22 protein-coding genes are annotated in these 17,109 nt (G+C 41.0%); 16 read left to right on the top strand and 6 right to left on the bottom strand.

Translation table 11 applies throughout. The annotated features are described in order from the left end of the window. A complete protein-coding gene (locus AWT60_RS11370) occupies positions 1–432 on the bottom strand; it encodes a MarR family transcriptional regulator (protein WP_007500780.1) in 432 nt (143 codons plus the stop codon). A gap of 137 nt (positions 433–569) precedes the next feature. On the opposite strand from AWT60_RS11370, the gene msrA reads away from it, so the two are divergent. Together msrA and msrB are read left to right on the top strand one after the other, a co-directional pair. Next, positions 570–1,103, top strand: coding sequence for a peptide-methionine (S)-S-oxide reductase MsrA (msrA, locus tag AWT60_RS11365; protein ID WP_024422720.1), 534 nt, complete (start codon positions 570–572; stop codon positions 1,101–1,103). Beyond that, positions 1,103–1,534 carry a peptide-methionine (R)-S-oxide reductase MsrB gene (gene msrB, locus AWT60_RS11360; protein WP_024422719.1) on the top strand — a complete coding sequence of 144 codons (432 nt, stop codon included), beginning with the start codon at positions 1,103–1,105 and terminating at the stop codon, positions 1,532–1,534. The genes msrA and msrB overlap by 1 nt, the downstream gene beginning before the upstream one ends. A 51-nt stretch (positions 1,535–1,585) precedes the next feature. Here the strand turns inward: msrB and AWT60_RS11355 are convergent, their stop codons facing one another. Continuing rightward, positions 1,586–2,614 carry an SDR family NAD(P)-dependent oxidoreductase gene (locus tag AWT60_RS11355; protein WP_218677281.1) on the bottom strand — a complete coding sequence of 343 codons (1,029 nt, stop codon included), beginning with the start codon at positions 2,612–2,614 and terminating at the stop codon, positions 1,586–1,588. A gap of 251 nt (positions 2,615–2,865) precedes the next feature. On the opposite strand from AWT60_RS11355, the gene AWT60_RS11350 reads away from it, so the two are divergent. Further along, the gene (locus tag AWT60_RS11350) at positions 2,866–3,588 is read left to right on the top strand and encodes an acylneuraminate cytidylyltransferase family protein (protein WP_041086832.1); all 723 of its coding nucleotides are present in this window, start codon (positions 2,866–2,868) and stop codon (positions 3,586–3,588) included. A gap of 29 nt (positions 3,589–3,617) precedes the next feature. Here AWT60_RS11350 and AWT60_RS11345 read toward each other — a convergent pair whose 3' ends face one another. After that, positions 3,618–4,580, bottom strand: coding sequence for a CgeB family protein (locus tag AWT60_RS11345; protein WP_218677280.1), 963 nt, complete (start codon positions 4,578–4,580; stop codon positions 3,618–3,620). A gap of 15 nt (positions 4,581–4,595) precedes the next feature. Further along, positions 4,596–4,997, bottom strand: coding sequence for a hypothetical protein (locus AWT60_RS11340; protein ID WP_024422714.1), 402 nt, complete (start codon positions 4,995–4,997; stop codon positions 4,596–4,598). A gap of 207 nt (positions 4,998–5,204) precedes the next feature. On the opposite strand from AWT60_RS11340, the gene cgeC reads away from it, so the two are divergent. The 12 genes from cgeC to AWT60_RS11280 all read left to right on the top strand — a co-directional run bounded on the left by cgeC (position 5,205) and on the right by AWT60_RS11280 (position 14,450). Next, complete coding sequence (cgeC, locus tag AWT60_RS11335) at positions 5,205–5,525, top strand: spore maturation protein CgeC (RefSeq protein WP_041085753.1); 321 nt, start codon at positions 5,205–5,207, stop codon at positions 5,523–5,525. 17 nt (positions 5,526–5,542) lie between these two features. Beyond that, positions 5,543–6,838: a glycosyltransferase family 2 protein gene (locus AWT60_RS11330; RefSeq protein WP_218677279.1), complete on the top strand. Its 1,296-nt coding sequence runs from the start codon at positions 5,543–5,545 to the stop codon at positions 6,836–6,838. A 145-nt stretch (positions 6,839–6,983) separates the two neighbouring features. Then, a complete protein-coding gene (locus tag AWT60_RS11325; protein ID WP_041085749.1) occupies positions 6,984–8,360 on the top strand; it encodes a sigma-54 interaction domain-containing protein in 1,377 nt (458 codons plus the stop codon). 117 nt (positions 8,361–8,477) lie between these two features. Continuing rightward, entirely contained in the window at positions 8,478–9,878 is a 1,401-nt protein-coding gene (gene kamA, locus AWT60_RS11320) for a lysine 2,3-aminomutase (RefSeq protein WP_218677278.1), read from the top strand. Positions 9,879–9,880: 2 nt separating this feature from the next. Beyond that, the gene (locus AWT60_RS11315) at positions 9,881–10,162 is read left to right on the top strand and encodes a YokU family protein (RefSeq protein ID WP_041085745.1); all 282 of its coding nucleotides are present in this window, start codon (positions 9,881–9,883) and stop codon (positions 10,160–10,162) included. Between the two features lie 79 nt (positions 10,163–10,241). Continuing rightward, positions 10,242–10,466: a YozE family protein gene (locus AWT60_RS11310; protein WP_024422709.1), complete on the top strand. Its 225-nt coding sequence runs from the start codon at positions 10,242–10,244 to the stop codon at positions 10,464–10,466. A 144-nt stretch (positions 10,467–10,610) separates the two neighbouring features. Further along, complete coding sequence (locus AWT60_RS11305; protein ID WP_024422708.1) at positions 10,611–11,291, top strand: hypothetical protein; 681 nt, start codon at positions 10,611–10,613, stop codon at positions 11,289–11,291. Between the two features lie 250 nt (positions 11,292–11,541). Then, on the top strand, positions 11,542–11,712 hold the full coding sequence (locus tag AWT60_RS11300; protein WP_065214722.1) for a YozD family protein: 171 nt from the start codon (positions 11,542–11,544) through the stop codon (positions 11,710–11,712). Between the two features lie 50 nt (positions 11,713–11,762). Then, positions 11,763–12,371 (top strand): phosphatase PAP2 family protein, encoded by a 609-nt coding sequence (locus tag AWT60_RS11295; RefSeq protein WP_098677489.1) that lies wholly within the window; start codon positions 11,763–11,765, stop codon positions 12,369–12,371. 54 nt (positions 12,372–12,425) lie between these two features. Then, positions 12,426–12,743 (top strand): hypothetical protein, encoded by a 318-nt coding sequence (locus tag AWT60_RS11290; RefSeq protein WP_024422706.1) that lies wholly within the window; start codon positions 12,426–12,428, stop codon positions 12,741–12,743. Positions 12,744–12,855: 112 nt separating this feature from the next. Continuing rightward, positions 12,856–13,551 (top strand): purine-nucleoside phosphorylase, encoded by a 696-nt coding sequence (gene deoD / locus AWT60_RS11285; RefSeq protein ID WP_041109512.1) that lies wholly within the window; start codon positions 12,856–12,858, stop codon positions 13,549–13,551. Positions 13,552–13,619: 68 nt separating this feature from the next. Continuing rightward, complete coding sequence (locus AWT60_RS11280) at positions 13,620–14,450, top strand: M15 family metallopeptidase (RefSeq protein ID WP_024422705.1); 831 nt, start codon at positions 13,620–13,622, stop codon at positions 14,448–14,450. Positions 14,451–14,500: 50 nt separating this feature from the next. Here the strand turns inward: AWT60_RS11280 and AWT60_RS11275 are convergent, their stop codons facing one another. Beyond that, positions 14,501–14,752, bottom strand: a complete 252-nt coding sequence (locus AWT60_RS11275) for a hypothetical protein (protein WP_024422704.1) — start codon at positions 14,750–14,752, stop codon at positions 14,501–14,503. 92 nt (positions 14,753–14,844) lie between these two features. Beyond that, positions 14,845–15,543 (bottom strand): class I SAM-dependent methyltransferase, encoded by a 699-nt coding sequence (locus tag AWT60_RS11270; RefSeq protein WP_041085737.1) that lies wholly within the window; start codon positions 15,541–15,543, stop codon positions 14,845–14,847. Between the two features lie 150 nt (positions 15,544–15,693). On the opposite strand from AWT60_RS11270, the gene AWT60_RS11265 reads away from it, so the two are divergent. Beyond that, positions 15,694–17,079 carry a S41 family peptidase gene (locus AWT60_RS11265; RefSeq protein WP_218677277.1) on the top strand — a complete coding sequence of 462 codons (1,386 nt, stop codon included), beginning with the start codon at positions 15,694–15,696 and terminating at the stop codon, positions 17,077–17,079. Positions 17,080–17,109 lie beyond the last annotated feature (30 nt).

Here is a 17,109-nt window from a genome sequence, read left to right as displayed (position 1 = left end):
TTAATCCTTTTGACTTTTATCCAGCTTTTTAAATAATTTGATCATTGTTTTTAGTTCTTCGTCATCAAATGATTCAAATCGCTCCATAAAGTATTCCGTTTTCTTTTTCTCAAAATGCTCAGTAATTTCCTTACCCTTATCGGTTAAGTGGATTTTGATGATGCGGCGGTCCTCTTTTGAGCGGATACGGGTGATCCAGCCTTTTTCTACGAGTGTGTCAGTCACAGCGGTAATATGACTTGCTGACACTCCAAGAATGGAAGCGAATTCCGTTACTTTTTTTGCACCTTGCTCACGCAGCAGATTTAAAATAAGAAATTCATTCCGAGATAATTCGTTTTCGAGCAGGCTGTTAATTTCATAACGGATCTGCTTAAATACGGTTCTCAGTAAAGTGTCCATTTCGTACATCATTTGTTTTCTTTGTTCCAATCATTAAACCCCCATTATATTTTAAAGATACGACGTAATGCTTTCTTTTATTTTGGTATACAAGTCGTATCATTTTCATTATTTTTTATCATGTTATAATATGATGATACCATTTTTTAAATGAAGGGGGCACTAATATGTCTGAAAAACAAGAATTAGCCACATTTGCAGGAGGCTGCTTCTGGTGTATGGTTAAACCTTTTGATGAACAGCCGGGCATTATCAAAGTTGAATCAGGGTATACTGGCGGACATACAGTGAATCCGACCTATGAGGAAGTATGTACAAATACAACGGGACATAGAGAAGCGGTTCAAATTACGTTTGATCCTGACGTGTTTCCATATGAGAAGCTGCTAGAGCTGTATTGGCAGCAAATAGACCCAACAGACGATGGCGGGCAATTTGGCGATAGAGGGGAATCTTACCGTACAGGTATTTATGTTCATCATGACGAGCAGCGAAAGCTAGCTGAAGCATCGAAAGAGCAGCTGAGCCAAAGCGGGATTTTCAAAAAACCAATCGTGACAGAAATTTTAGATGCAGGTCCTTTTTATCCAGCAGAGGAATATCATCAGCATTATTATAAGAAAAACAAAATGCACTACGAACGATATCATGTCGGTTCGGGCAGAGCCGGTTTTATTGAGTCCCATTGGAGTGATAAATAATGGCAAATGAAAAAGAAAAGCGTATAAAAGAATTAAACCGCATGCAGTACGAAGTCACGCAAAATAATGGTACAGAGCCGCCATTTCAAAATGAATTTTGGGATCATAAAGAAGAAGGTATTTATGTGGATATCATTTCAGGAAAGCCGCTTTTTTCTTCTTTAGATAAGTTTGATGCCCACTGCGGATGGCCAAGTTTTACAAAACCGCTTGAAGAGGAAGAAGTAGCAGAGAAGGTTGATACGAGTCATGGAATGGTGCGGACAGAGGTTCGCAGTAAAACAGCTGATTCTCATCTAGGTCATGTTTTTCCTGATGGACCAGGGCCAAACGGTCTTAGGTATTGTATAAACTCAGCCGCTTTAAAGTTTATCCCAAAGGATGATCTTGAAAAAGAAGGCTACGGGGATTTGAAACATCTATTTGATTGATCCATTTAAAAATCGTCACATGGAAAGCAGCTGCTTCCGTGTGACGATTTTTTATTTTTTATGATGTGTATGATGTAATTGTTCGATGATGTGGAACAGCTTTTCTTTTGTAATGAGCGGTGCTTCTTTTGAGGTGTAATTCGTTAAGTCGACTTTTTGAAAGGCAGGGTGCAAATGTGGTCTCGGTAAAATGGCATAAAATTGTTCATGTTCAAACAGTGCATCTGCTTCGTGCGGGAATGTGAGCTCCTCGTGAAGCTTTTCGCCAGGTCTTTTTCCGACTACAAGAACATCTGGAGATTTAGCATTGATTTGAGCGGCATATTCATGAAACGCTTTTAAAAGATCGGCAAGCTGTAAGGACTCCATCTTGAGAATGAAGGTTTCGCCGCCTTTCATCATAATTGCTGCTTGAAGTGTGAGGGAAACAGCCTCTTCAATGGACATAAAAAAACGTGTCATATGAGGATCAGTCACGGTCAAAGGTTTTTCATTTAATAGCTGCTGGAGCATGATCGGAATAACGGAACCTCTAGATCCAAGAACATTGCCAAAACGTACAGAGCAAAACCTGGTTTTTTGATTCGGAATACTTTCGTTTGCTTGGAAAAATAGTTTTTCTGAAATCAATTTTGTTGCACCCATGGCATTAGTCGGAGAAACCGCTTTGTCAGTTGAAATGTTGACAACATGACTCACTTCATGTTCGAGGGCTGCTTCAATGACGTGCTGCCCGCCGATGATATTCGTTTGAACGGCTTCGAACGGATTATCTTCACAAGTGGGTACTTGTTTTAAGGCTGCTGCATGGAAAATGATATCCACACCTTTGACGAGCTGTTTCACGCGGCTTGCATCCCGGACATCTCCTAAAGCGAATACGACATTTGGATGATCTGCGTACTCATTTTTCATCATGTATTGTTTGCTGTCATCTTTACTGAAGACGATCACCTTTTTTGGAGAGCAGCTTGTTAATTTATTCACGATTTGCCGGCCGATGGATCCTGTACCGCCTGTAACTAATATCGTCTTGTCGCGAAAAAAGGTCTTCAAAGTCGTTTCTATCTGATTGGACATATCTAATCCCCCAACTCTCATTTCTCTACTTTGCATCATATGTGAAAGAGCGGCATTCGTTTGAGGAAAAGAACCACTTCATGTATAAATTAGGTGAACAAATTATAACCATCTCCTTGTCGTCTTAATAGAATATGGAGAGAAAAGAGATCAACTAGAAAAACGAGAGACCTGAATACTTCAGTACTGCGGTCAGCTCGGGCAGTGAAGAAAATTGTATGGGAGCTGTGCGCGAGGGGAGAAGAGAAGACATGTATAGGGGAAATCGTATTTTAGCCATGATACCTGCATTTAGAAGTCACGACGGCCAGCATGATGAACACATACGCATATTGGCAGAGCGGCCGCTTATCTTTTGGACCATTCAGCCGCTTTTGCAAATGATTGAGTTAGATGAAGTCATCGTCTCTTCGGAGGATGTCAATACGCAAATCATTTCATCTCACTACGGAGCAAATGTGATTGAACTGCCAAGCACACATGTAACAGAACAAACGCCGTCGCTGTTAGCTGTGAAGCATGCGCTTGCTTATTTAGAGCGGGAGGGGAAAACCTTTGATATTGTGCTGTATCTGCAACCATCGTCTCCTCTAAGACAGCCGGCAGATATCGAGAAGTGCTTGCAGCTTTTAGTGGAGGGGGGATATGATTGCACCGCATCTTTTACAGAGGCGTTAGAAAACCCAAATGAAACTTGGACACTTCATGAAAACAATGAAGCTACTTTATATAAGGACAATCATTACTTTTTTATGCCAAAGCATGAGCAGCCATATACGTATGGCCGGCTAAATGGTGCGGTATATGCTTTTCATGCTCATTATGCAAAAGAATGCATTCATTCCTTTTTAGAAGGATCTGTCGGAGCATATATGATGGATCACACGCGGTCGCTTGTGGTGAAACAGGAAAGAGACCGGAAAGAAGCTGAGAACGTCTTATTGGCTCGCCGAGATGCGGAAGATCATGCATAAGCTAGCATTCAACGAGAAAAAGCGCCCAGTTATAGGGCGCTTTTTACAATTTCATAAAGCCTTTGCGGCATCGTATCAAATGTATTCCAGCGAACGGCTTGCTCGTAGTTGTTCAGTGCGGCCGCCTTTCTTTCACCTGCATTTGATCCATAGTATTCCACCTGTTTGATCAAATCATCCTCGTCTTTGTAAAAAGCAAAGCTTGAAAAAGTAGGCGGAGGATGCAGATCCGTCAATTGAAAACTTCCAGTTGCAGCAATGTCAAATGCTCTGTTATTGAGGCTCATATTTTGAATCATGACTTTGTTTTTGTTATACACAAATTGAGCGGGCCTATGCGGATTCAGGACAATCGCTGTTTGCTGATAGATGTCCGCCATTTGCTGAGGACTCAGCCAATTCGTTATAAGTGTGAAATCACGATATTGTCTCCGTGATTTATTTAAATGACGGTGCCATTCCTTACCTGCAACGAGAATGCGCCATTTGTTTTGCTTTAAGAGTGTATCGATGGCTTTGATGCGGTTGGGATAAGGGTAACCAACGAGCGCAATGTCATACGTACACATCTCTTGTGGCGATTCATTTTTCTGAAAAACACGTGTATTTGTCGGAATGGGAAAGTAGTGTGTATTTTCAGCGCCTAATTGTTTGTAAAAAGGCAAAATCCCTTCATCAATCGTTAAGATAAGCTGAGCATCACGTGCGCAAGCAGCTGATACATCTGCATAAAAGGGATCTTCTGTCATCCACAGAACGATCGGGATTTTTTCTTGTTTGAATTGATGAAGTACATCTTTCGGAACATGATCACCGATCATCATCAAAACAAAATCCGGAGAAAATGTCCGGATTTTGTGCATGTTAGTGGGTAGAGATTCTCTATCAATCTTTACACATGAAAAGGGGGAATCAATGAAGCTTTCTTCTACCCATTGATCAAACATGTGATAGATTCCGCCGTAGCCAGAACTGATATAAAGAAGCTTCATGATGACCCTCTCACATTAAGATGTGAATGTAACACTTTCAACTTTATCTACATCTAATAGAGTCGTTGCTGAGCCTGTAGGTGTGACAGAGCTTTCTTGTGTAACAAATACAACACCTGTTGAAGCATCGAATGATACAAATTGAACTGGCCCAATTAAATCTCCTGAGTCAGTGACAATGCTAATGACTGTTCCTGGTGCAAGTCTTGCAAAGATCCATCTTGCTGGCTGAGATACATCGAGTGTTGTAGCAGAATCTGAAGGTGATGCCTCAGCTGCCACTTCACTTAATAAATCGTTCAATTTTTCTTCCATTTGAACTCCTCCTTCTTCGAGATTAGCTGTTAATGCATGAGTAATTGGTTTGAAAAACACTTTCAATAATTCTTTTTTTAATTCAGCACGCTTTTCGCTCATTTTTTCCCCATCCTTTCTTCATCAATTCAAACTCACCCCTATGTATATGCCGTTCATTTTTTTTGGCATAAGCAGAACGCTGATTCCTGATTCTTTTTTTCAATTAATCACTTCACACATTTTTAAAAATGTTTTCAAATGCTGAGGCTAAATGAAGTGACGCTCATACTCTAGTAAAGATTAAATGTGAAGAGAGAGGGATTATGAATGGAATTTGAACAATTATTAGATGGTTGGAACGAAGAATTACTAGAGTCGGAAGGAGTGCTTGAAGTCATCTTGATTTTACTTCTTCTTCGCCTTTTAGAAGAAAGTGAGGAAGAGAATGTGTCAGACATCAAAGAATTACTTCGTCCATGGCTTGAGCTTGGCATTCCAGTGCCGCGTGTTCATTTAGTCAATGGAGATGTACTTCAAAACGTGGTTGTTGTGCAATTGTTTGATACGGTTGCGGTCTTTAAAAACGCGACAAATCAGCTAAGAGTGAGTGTTCCTTTTGTGAACATTGTCAGCTGGGGGGCTTTTTAATCTAATCAAAAAGGATAATGATCATGAAAGTATCGGTGATATTAACAAGCTACAATAAACCAGATTTCATTGATCGTGTGCTAAAGAGTATGGTAGAACAAACGTACCCGCATTGGGAGCTTTTGATTATGGATGATGGCTCAGAACAGGGCACCATTCAAAAGATCCAGCCCTATTTAAGTGATGACCGCATTCGGCTGTATTCGAACACGGTTCATCCGGCAAAACGGCTGTTAACCGCACGATATGCGACGCTTATTAATGAAGCATTAACCCGTATAACAGGTGAGCTCATTTGTTATTTAACCGATGATACCGTGTACCATAAAGATCGTTTGCTTAAAATGGTGGATGTTTTTCGGTCGAAGCCTCATGTAGATATTGTGTATTCCTCGCAACGGGTCGTGCATGTTAATCAGTATTTAGTGGAAACGATGAGTTTTGTTCGAGAAGCAGATCAAATCTTAGAGCATGCGTCCTTTCAAGTGGATCATTGTTCGGTCATGCACAGAAGCCGCTTGCTTCCACTGATTCATGAAAAATACGGACAATATTGGGATGATGAGCCAAAGCACTGGCATCATGCAGATTCTGTTTTTTGGATGAGGCTGAATCATTTCGCTGTGTTTTTTCCATTAAAAGATGTACTGGATATAACGTATAAAACGCCTCATTCCTTTCATCATCAGTTTTCGAGTATGCCCTATGATTTAATTGACGGAACGGTCATTGAAAAAGAAGGGGATTATTATCAAATCGCAGGCGGAAAACTTCATGGAATTGAAAAGCGCTGGATAAATGAAAAGAACAGGCGTGCGATCCGTGTTCCGCTATTATGTGAGATGAAATATGAAATGAAAGAGAAGCTGGCAGTCCCCAATTATACAGTCGTCACCGCAGATCAGGGGAAAACGTTCTTTTATATTGAAGATCAGAAAAAAAGACGGTTTGCTTCAAAACGTGACGTGCAATATTTTCAGTTTCACCCAAAGGAGATCTATACGATTTCAAATGACCAGCTTCAGGCATTTGAGGATGGCGATATCATCAAAGTTTCTCCTTTATTCAGTCCGCCAAACAGGCGGCTGTTTAAATGGAAACAAGATGTTTATTTACTTGTGCATCATGCCTTTTGCCGTATTGATCCTGAGGTCGTGAAGCGGTTTGCTTTTTATCATCAGCCGATTAAGCTGTACCCGTCCCAATTTACGTTATTTCAGGAAGGAAAGCCGATTGTGCCGCTGTATAGGGAATCGCTGCAAGAATTCGATCTGTCACTTTATCAAACATCTGGGCGAAAGCACTTCTCATAAGAGGGGTGCTTTTTTAAATTTTTGCAGGAAGTAGAAAGGATAAAGCGAAACATGAAAAGGATAGAGAACCATTTAAAAATGATCAAGCCGCTGAAAACTCGGCAATTGATGCCAGTTTTTTGGCACTGAAAGTGAGGGGGAAAGAATGGGGAAGGTTGTCGAAAGAGCAGATTGGTTTGAATTAATTTTAGAAGCCATTGATGAAGCCATTCACGTTGTAGATGATCGAGGGATGACGATTTTTTACAATCATAATGCCGCTAAGTTTGACTGTTTACAAAAAGAAGAGGTGATTGGTAAGTACATCCTTGATGTGTATCCCTCTTTAACTGAAAAAACAAGTACGCTCATGCATGTGTTGAGAACAGGAAAGCCCATTTATCATTCACTGCAAACCTATTTGAATAAAAACGGAGAAAAAATTGAAACAGTGAACACGACATTGCCTATTATTGAAGATAACGAGTTAATAGGTGCGGTCGAAGTCGCAAAAGATGTATCAAAGCTGTCAGCTCTTTCCAATCGTTTAGGTCAAAAAAAGCGGATACATGACGCGGCTGAGGTCGAACAAATGCATGATTTTGCTTCATTTTTAACAAATGACCCGCTTTTAAAAGAAATGCTTGAAAGGGCAAAAAAAGCAGCTGCTTATCCATCATCAGTTGTTGTCTACGGAGAAACAGGGACAGGAAAAGAAGTGCTCGTTCAAGCCATTGTCCATGAATCTGACCGAAAAAACCAAGTGTTCATTCCGCAAAACTGCGCAGCACTGCCAGAATCATTACTTGAAAGTCTATTGTTTGGATCTGTCAAAGGGAGCTATACGGGCGCAATTGATCGCAAGGGACTTTTCGAGTTAGCTGATGGAGGCACGCTTTTTCTTGATGAGCTGCAAGCGATGCCGCTCACGCTTCAGACGAAATTATTACGTGTGTTAGAGGATGGCGTTGTCCGCCGCATCGGTGATGCAAAGTCCATTCAAGTGGATGTTCGGCTCATTACTGCGCTCAATATGGACCCATTCGAAGCAGTGAAAAAGCAAATTTTAAGAGAAGATTTATTTTATAGACTGCATGTGTCATCTTTTCATATTCCGCCGCTTCGTGAGAGAAAGCAAGATATCACGCTGCTATCCCGCCACTTCATTCAAACCTATCATCAGCAGTTTTCAAAAAACGTCACACGGCTTTCTGAAGAAACGGAACGATTGTTTATGGCGCACCACTGGCCTGGGAATGTTAGAGAATTAAAACATACGATAGAGCATGCTGTGTTGATGATGCCAAAGGAAGCGGAAGAGATCACCCCTCTATACCTTCCGGCTCATTTACGTGAGCAAAAGCTGGAAAAGGAAACATCTGAATCCTCCTTAAAAAATCAAGTGTCTTCATTTGAACAAACATTGATTCAAGAAGCTTTGCATCAGCATAATGGGAATATTAAAAAAACCGCCGCCGCCTTAAAAATCCCTCGACAAACACTGCAATATAAACTAAAGAAATATGCAGATGCCGAAATGTAGGCACTGCATCCAATTGAATATGAAGGGTAAAGCTCCTTTTCTAAAGAATAGGGGCATTTTCCCATGTTGGCACATAACTTGCATAGTATAAAGTGAATGCTGATAGGGGGAATGGAAATGAATCAGAAATTGTATGAACCGGCACGTCACTGGAAGGACATTGAGCTTTGGAAAGATGTACCTGAGGAAAAGTGGAACGACTGGATTTGGCAGCTGACGCATACCGTGAAAACGCTTGAGGATTTAGAAAAAATCGTAAACTTAACAGAAGAGGAAAAAGAAGGGGTGAAGATATCCACCAAAACCATTCCACTCAACATTACACCCTACTATGCCTCACTGATGAATCCAGACGATCCAAGATGTCCAATACGTATGCAATCTGTGCCAATTGCAGAAGAGCTTCATAAAACAAAATATGATCTGGAAGACCCGCTGCATGAAGATGAGGACTCACCTGTCTCGGGGCTCACGCACCGGTATCCAGATCGCGTGCTGTTTCTTGTGACAAATCAGTGCTCGATGTACTGCCGCTATTGTACGAGAAGACGTTTTTCCGGTCAGATTGGTATGGGTGTGCCGAAAAAGCAGTTAGATGCTGCCATTGGATATATTAGAGAAACACCTGAGGTGCGGGACGTGTTAATTTCTGGCGGAGATGGGCTGTTAATCAATGATCAAGTGCTTGAATACATTTTGAAAAACTTACGAGATATTCCGCACGTTGAGATCATTCGGATTGGAACCCGCGCGCCGGTTGTCTTTCCGCAGCGTATAACAGATGAGCTGTGCGAGATATTGAAAAAATATCACCCAGTTTGGCTGAATACTCACTTCAACACAAGTATTGAAATCACAAAAGAAGCAAAAGAAGCATGCGAACGTCTCGTGAATGCCGGTGTCCCTGTAGGGAATCAGGCCGTCATTCTTGCAGGTATTAATGACAGTGTGCCGATTATGAAGAAGCTGATGCACGACCTCGTGAAGATTCGGGTCAGACCATATTATATTTATCAATGTGATTTATCTGAGGGCATTGGCCATTTTAGAACGCCGGTATCAAAAGGGCTTGAAATCATTGAAGGTTTAAGAGGGCATACGAGCGGTTATGCAGTGCCAAGCTTTGTTGTAGATGCGCCAGGAGGCGGAGGGAAAATTGCCTTACAGCCAAATTATTTATTATCGCAAAGCCCTGACAAAGTCGTCCTTCGTAACTTTGAAGGTGTCATCACCTCTTATCCAGAACCAGAGCATTACGTCGCAGGTCAGGCAGATGCGTATTTCAATGAAATTTATGAAGAAAAACAAGAACCAGCAATTGGTATTACCGCACTATTTGAGGATGAAGCAAGATCGTTTACGCCTGAGAATTTAAATCGAATGAAACGTAGAGAAGCATATGAGACAAATCCTGAGCATGACACACTTAAAAACAAACGTGAAAAACGGGATGAATTAAAAGAGAAGAAATATCAAGCTCAGCTCAAAAAAGAACAAACCGTGAAGGAGGAGAAATAGCCTTGCTGACATGTGATTGGTGTGAGGAAAACAAAGCAAATGCTAAGCAGACAACAGTCTATTGGGAACTGATCACGGGCACACAATCAATTGAAATCATCGAAACGCCGTCCATCTCCTGCACGCACTGCGGTATGACATATCAAAAGGATGAGACGGTCAAAGAGATTGAAGATCAATTAATTTTAGTGGACCAGACAAAACTTCCAGAAAAAATCTCCTATGAAGAATTAATGAGCATGGAGCGGTTATTAAAGCGAAATTACTTTGACTTTTCTTCATAAGTTGTACCTCCGCCTATACAAGTCATCAAATTGCTGTATAATATAACAACAAAATAGAGTGTCGCGGAGGGAAAAACAGGTGAAGTCGTTTTACCATTATTTAATGAAGTTCAGACATCCAAAACCGAAAGATGAAATCAGCCATTTTGCAAATGCTGCGTATGAAGATCACAGCTTTCCTAAAGCTTCCACAGATTATCATGAGCTGTGTGCTTATTTAGAATTAAATGGTGATTATCTAAGCTCAATGACAACATTTGACGAAGCGTTTGAGCAATATGAAGTAGAAGTCAAAAAAAAATAACACACAACCGCTTGTTCCATATGGGAGAAGCGGTTTTTTCATGAGAAATAAAATGGCGTTTTGCATGGTGTGGTTGCCCATGCAGAATTCCTTGCGCCGGCATACGATACGTTAAGACCAAAAGTCGGGCAAGGGGGAGACAGAATGAAGGCGAAAGCACCAAAATATCAAGTAGGGGATATTGTCGTCGTTGTCATGTACGGCACAGTCGGAACGATTACAAAAGTCCATCAAATTGACCAGCACTATTTATATGAGGTCAATCATAATGAGGTGCTTTATTTTGAAACATCACTTCAGCTTTACGATGAGTATAGCGGAGTGATTGTCGATACAGAAAAGCTGGACATTGAATATGAGTTCCTCATTGGCGATGTTGTATATGTAAAAGATTACGGAAAAGAGCTATTTAAAATCATCGGTCATCGGACTGAAATTTGGCGTTACCTTGAAGATGGCTGGGAAGATGTCATTTACGAACTCACGAGGCTGAAAGACGGAGAGTGGCTGGAAACAGAAGAGGAAGATCTAACGCTTGTCCTAAGAAAATATGAGATGGACCAGTTTGTTCATCAGCTTCTTTTTGTGCATTACGTCGGAGAAACCTCAAAAGAGTTAGAAGAAGATATGGTCCAAACGGCTTTATTGCAGCTAGAAGAGAAACAAGAAAGCGAATCTTCACTTGAATTTCTGGCTGTATCTATAGTGGATGAGCTTCTTGATATTTATAACGATTATAAAATTCTCTATGAATTTTTCAAAGATCCAGAATATAAGGATATGATGGATTTTATTTTGGAAAGTTTACACGAACATTTTGGTTAAAGAAAGACTTGTCCTAATACGAATAAAAAATAAGGCACACAGAAAAATGCAATCACATAAAACCATCCCCTCAAGATACGGCCCATCACCTGATCAAAAGTTTCTCCATCTAATATGCTTAACCACTTCATTCTTTCAAGCCCCTTTTCTTTTTGTTTACTGCATTTATATGTATGGAATGAGCCATTATGACAAACTGTAATAAAAAACAGCCGGCGTTCATACATCATAAAAAAGGAGGCGGAATGCAATGAAGGAAGCAGATTTGGTGATTGATACAGAGGAAATTGCGGAGTTCTTCTACGTGGAGCTGATCAAAAGAGGGTACATACCTGCTGAGCTTGAAACATTTGAGCTGGCTGACATTACATTTGAATATATGCTGAAAAAAGCAATGATAGTTGAAGAAGAGGCGTGGTAGGCACTATACTTTGAAGAGATTCTGAAGAGAGAGGGAGGGGAATCCTTCACGTGTACATCCTATTTCTTTTCATTTTATTTGGCGCCATTGCTGCGCTCATGGCATCTGGGGCTTTTCAAGATTTGGACAACCAGATTATCTTATGGTTTGAAAGCATCAGACTCCCTTTTTTAAATGATGTCATGCTGGCTTTGACGGACTTTGGCATCAGCGCGCTGCTCGTTCCAATCATGCTCATTTTTAGTGTGGTCTTGTTTATGTATAAGCGCTACTACTCTATCATGATGCTTTTTCTACTATATCTCACAGAAAAAACAATCAATCATGAATTAAAGGGGCTGTTTGCTAGAGAGCGTCCGGCCTTTGATCACCTTGTAGGTGAAACGTATTATAGCTTTCCGAGCGGACATTCGATGAATGCAGCCACAATCTACCCTTTTATTGCTTATCTATTAGTTGAAATGATCCCATGGCTGAAAGAAAGACAAAAAATCGTCTATTTGATCACAGGGCTTTGCGTTCTGGCCATCGGCATCAGCCGGATGTATATCGGGGTGCATTATTTGACAGATGTTGCAGGAGGCTTTGCGATAGGACTCGCTTTATTTCTCATTTGTAAAAAGATTGACGAAAGATTGCCTGACATTCGACAAAAATAGAAGAAGGAAATTGACAGATCCCAGCCAATTTTATATAAAAGGGGAGGGATTTGAATGCAATTGACGTTGAGATTTTTTCAAAAGAAACCTTCAGCATTTCACTTAACCATTTATCAGACACCTGAATATGGCGCTGCAAGCGGGCATCAGCCTGTGTACCGGACAAAGATTGGCGGCAGAACACACCTTGATGTACTGGAAAAAGCATTCTCGACATTTAATGTACATGATACAGTCCCTAATGATTACAATGCGCGGTTTATCACAACAGGTGATATTGTTGTGATTGATGATAAGAAAAAGGGGAAGTGCTATTATCAGCTCTCTCCAGCAGGGTGGAAACGCAGTGAACGACTAATGACGATAGGTTAAATAGATAATGAATGATGCCAGCTTGAGATCCAGCTGGTATTTTCTTTTTTAAGCTCGATCGTTTATAATAAATAGGATAAAATACATAGTAAACGTAAGTGGAGGCTAAAAAATGAGTGTACATATTGGAGCAGAAAAAGGACAAATTGCAGAAACGGTATTGCTGCCAGGCGATCCGCTTCGTGCGAAATATATTGCAGATACTTATTTAGAAGATGTTGAGTGCTATAACGAAGTGCGCGGAATGTATGGCTATACTGGAACCTATAAAGGAAAACGTGTTTCTGTACAGGGCACTGGAATGGGCGTACCGTCTATTTCAATTTATGTGAATGAACTCATTCAAAGCTATGATGTTCAAAACTTAATTCGCGTTGGATCTTGCGGAGCCATCAAAAGAGATGTCAATGTACGTGACGTCATTTTAGCCCAGACATCATCAACAGATTCACAAATGAATCGTGTCGCTTTTGGACCGATTGATTATGCGCCATGCGCTGATTTTGGCCTGCTCAAGAAAGCCTACGACACGGCACAAGAAAAAAATGTCGCTGTACGTGTCGGAAATGTATTTACAGCAGACCAATTTTATAATGAAAAACCACTTGAGCTCATGGCTCAATATGGTATCCTAGCGATCGAAATGGAGACAACCGCTCTTTATTCTCTTGCAGCAAAATTTGATCGAAAAGCGTTATCAATTTTGACTGTGAGTGATCACGTTCTAACAGGAGAAGAAACAACGGCTGAAGAGCGTCAAACAACGTTTGATGAAATGATCTTAATTGCGCTAGACTCCGTTTTATAATAGTATAAAGGGTGTGCTACAATGTAGCGCATCTTTATTTTTTTAGAAGAGCAAAAGGAAGGTATGTCATGAAGAAAAGCTACAAAATACTCTCAATCGCATCGATTCTTGGTTTGACAGCCGCGCTATCAGGCTGCCAGTTGCTGGATCAAAAAAGCGGTACATCTGAATCAAACAAAACAAACGAACAAAAAAACGCAGCAAGTTCATCTCCCCAGCACAACTCAAACGATAAGGCAGATTCATCGAATCAAGAGCTGACGTTAAAGAGTGAATATTTCAATGACATCAAGGTTGTGAGCGGTCTGAAAACCATTCAAAATCCTGAAAATGTGCTAGCACTTGTCAACAAAGAATATGCATTACCAGGAACCTATAAACCTTCTGATCTCGTTGTACCAAAAGTAGAATTCTCTTTTTCGGAAGATATTGAAAAGCGATATATCCGCAAAGAAGCAGCGGAAGCGCTTGAAAAGTTATTCAAAGGTGCAAAAAAGGAAAACTTTGAGCTTGCTGCAGTATCTGGCTATCGCTCTTATGACCGTCAAAAAGTCATTTTTGATAGTGAGGTCAAATTAAAAGGCAAAGAAAAAGCACAAGAAGCAGTCGCTTTACCAGGCGAAAGTGAACATCAAACAGGTTTAGCCATGGACATTTCCTCAAAAAGTGCCGGCTTTGAGATCTCTGAAAAGTTTGGTGAAACACCAGATGGCAAATGGGTGGCTAAAAACGCCTACAAATATGGTTTTATCATCCGTTATCCAAAAGGAAAAGAAGACATTACCAAATACGAATATGAGCCGTGGCATTTGCGCTATGTGGGAAAAGAAGCTGCAAAAGCGATGCATGATCACGATTTAACATTTGAAGAATACATGAACAAAGTAAAGAAAATCTAAACAAGTAAAAGGCCTCCCAGCTATTCGGGAGGCCTTCTCTTATTCTTCTTTTAAAAAAAGAACAATCCTGCTAGTGCGAAGCCGGTAATGAACCCAAGGCCGATGCCATACGCTGCACCCCAGCCATAATATCCGCCCCAATAGCCAAAGCCAAAGCCCCCGCGAGACCCGCCGACTGGACGAATATAAACTTTGCGGTTTGTCACACGCTCAATGCGTCCGACATGTACTCTGCCATTACGATCAGTGATTCTAGCGACTTTCCCCATGTGCTGCTGACAAAGCTTGTAGTAGCGCTCCATGTTTTTCCTCCTTATGACAAACTCTTTTCACTCTTATCCTATGCGAGAGACTTCATAGAGTTTGGACAAAACATATAGGAGATTCGCTCATTTTATACGGTACATTCAAATAGAATGTGACTTAGTTGCTTTCGGTGTGCTTGAATGAGATCGTAGTGTGTTTGCAGTGTCTCGTAAAGAGAAGGCGGTATGTGTTCAGATAATTCCATTTCTGTCGGTTCCTCCTGCACCATATGTTCATCGAATGAGAGAATCTGAATGTCACGGAAGCCTGCTGCTGTTAACTGCTCCTTCCATTCTTCAAGCGACAAGAGCGAGTGAAAGCCGTAAAAATCTCGAACAATTGCCATCTCTTCACATGTAAGAGGAGCTTTTAACACAGCTTCATTTGCAATCAATTGACTGCCAGGAGCAAGGACGCGTTTGATCTCAGCAAGTGCAGCAGGCAGCTTGGTAAAGCTTAAAACAGATTCACTGATGAGTAGAGAGAACGCTTGATCTGGAAAGGGCAGCTGCTCAATGGATGCCTCTAAGGCGCGGGTTGGCAGTTCCTCCCGCTTGAATCGCAGGTTCGCCTTTTCAATCATCAATGGATGCGTATCAATGGCCTCCACCTGATAACCTATATTTCCTAAGTAGGCGGCCGTCTGTCCTGTACCGCATCCGGCATCCAGTATACGTGCATGAGGCGGCAGTTTTATATGCTCAATCATTGATTTTGTTAACTCAATTCCGCCAGGATGGGCACCTGAGACGCCAAAATAGGCAAGCATTTCTACATAATCACTCATAAAATCCCTTCTTTCCTTATCCTGTTCCTCTCTAAAGATTATGCAATAAAGGAGCAAATGGCTTATCTTTTCAAGTAGAAGTTGATCCTTTGGTTGACGGATGAAGCATCGTCCTTGATAATAATGAAAGGAGATAAAGGTGGTGTTTTTTTGAAAAAACAAATGAAGTTCGTGGTAGCCATTCTGGTGACTGCTGCACTGTCCTCTGCGATTACATTTGTGATCACAAAACAAGGTGCTGTCAGCGTCTCTGGAGACGAGAAGTTTAGTAAACTCATGGCTGCGTATACGAAGGTAAAGGATGAGTATTACGAAAAAACGGATGATCAAAAACTAGTAGATGGTGCGATCCAAGGAATGATTGCATCACTTGATGATCCATACTCTACATACATGGATCAGGAGGAAGCCGAAGGATTTAACAATACCATTTCTTCATCATTTGAAGGAATTGGTGCACAAGTAGAAGAGAAGGATGGACAAATTTTAATTGTCGCGCCGATTAAAGGCTCTCCTGCTGAAAAAGCTGGTTTGAAACCTCATGATCATATTTTAAAAGTGGATGGAAAAAGCACCAAAGGAATGTCGGTCAATAAAGCCGTCTCTCTCATCAGAGGAAAAAAAGGAACGGATGTCCAGCTGCATCTCAACCGTCAAGGAGTTGGCAATGTAGATGTGACCATCACAAGAGACACGATTCCGCTTGAGACGGTGTATGCCAAACTCACAAAAGACAAAATAGGAGAAATCCAAATTACGTCCTTTGCTGAAACTACATCGAAAGAGCTGGATAAAGCGATTGATGACCTCGAGAAAAAAGGGGCAAAAGGTTTTGTCATTGACCTAAGAGATAATCCAGGCGGCATTATGACAGAAGCCATAGAAATGAGCAATGACTTTATCGATAAAGGGAAAGTCATTATGCAGGTTGAAGAAAAAGGGAAGAAACAAGTGTACAAGGCTGAAAAAGAACGCAAAGTCCATCAGCCGGCAGTTGTTCTTGTAAATGGCGGCTCAGCCAGCGCTGCTGAAATCATGGCGGCGGCTCTGCACCAATCTTCAGGCATTCAAATTGTGGGTGAAAAGACGTTCGGCAAAGGAACTGTTCAAAATGCGCAAAACTATAATGACGGTTCTAGTGTCAAGTTAACCATTGCAAAATGGCTGACTCCAGACGGTTCTTGGATTCACAAAAAAGGAATTGAACCACAGATCAAAGCAGCTCTTCCAAGTTATGCAAAGCTGCCGTACTTAAGCCCGAAAAAATCGTATGAGCTAAATGACAATGGAGATGAAGTCAAAGCGGCTCAAAAAATGTTCCAAGCGCTGGGCTACAAAGCAAAAGCAAACGGTGAGTACGATCAAGCATTCCAGACTATCGTCAAAAGCTTCCAAACAGACAACAATTTAAAGGCAGACGGTATTCTGACTGGAGATACAACGACCGTTCTGATGACAAAGATCCAAGATAAGTTAAAGAACAACGATACACAAATGAAAAAAGCCATTGAAGTCTTGAAAAAAGAAATGAAATAAAAAAAGCAGTCCTCATCAGGGGACTGCTTT

Source organism: Bacillus sp. F2HM (assembly GCF_019266135.1).
GTDB lineage: Bacteria > Bacillota > Bacilli > Bacillales > Bacillaceae > Bacillus > Bacillus safensis.
Note: the sequence above shows the minus strand (reverse complement) of the source record. Positions and strands in the feature narration are given on the sequence as shown.